The organism is Mesorhizobium sp. CNPSo 4689 (assembly GCF_057784325.1).
Window position 1 is genome coordinate 1 of the sequence record NZ_JBWLUZ010000102.1, and the last position, 806, is coordinate 806.

At 64.1% G+C, this 806-nt stretch carries 1 protein-coding gene; it reads right to left on the reverse strand.

All coding sequences use genetic code 11. The features are described 5' to 3' along the window. Positions 1–422: IS66 family transposase (locus AC04SI_RS33310; protein ID WP_488475732.1), on the reverse strand; the 422-nt coding region annotated here is incomplete at its 3' end. Positions 423–806 lie beyond the last annotated feature (384 nt).

Genomic DNA, 806 nt, shown 5'->3' on the forward strand with positions numbered 1-806 from the left:
CGGTTGAACGCGCGCCATCGCCTGGTGCCGTAGGCGAAGGCCTTCGCGATATCGGCATCGCGCGACAAACCGTTGCCTTGACGCATGAGCTGTCGTCGCAACGCGCGGACCAGTGGTCGGGTCCGCGTTCGTCGTGCGGCCAATCGCTCCGCGGGCAGGTGCCCCCGTATCTCTTCCTCGATCCGGTAGATCGCCTGGATACCGGCCATCGCCGTCGTGCTGAGCTCGGTCGGCTGGCTGTCGTGAACGTCGAATATCTTGCGACGCAGATGGGCCAGGCTGGCGGCTTCTCGAATGGCGCCGCCCTTGTAGATCTGATTGTAGCCGCTGAAACCGTCGGCCTGGAGCGTGCCGGCAAATCCGGCGAGCTCGCTCATCACGCTCTCGCCGGCGCGGCCCATGGTGGCGCGATACCAGGCGATCGGCGGCTCCTGCGAACCCGAGTTGCGATCGTCGGCGACGTAGACTGCGGCGCGACAATGAAGCTGCGAGCGTGTATTGCCTCACCGTGGAATGCTCCCGACCGACATTGTCCGTTGCCTCATCATAATGTTCCCCACGACTGGGATCCGGATCAATTCGTCATCGGCTCGATTGCCGGGTCGAACTGCATCGCGCCGGACACCATTGCGTGCGCCTTTTCCTTTCGCCAGATCTTCAAGCGGCTGCCAGCAGTCGGCTCCGGAGGAGTGGATAGGCGGCGCGCCCGTACATCTGGCGCTTGATCGTCTTGAGGCGGTTGATCTGGCCTTCGACCGGGCTCGTGCTCCAGGGCTGGGTGATTGCCGCCCGGACAGCCTCAATGT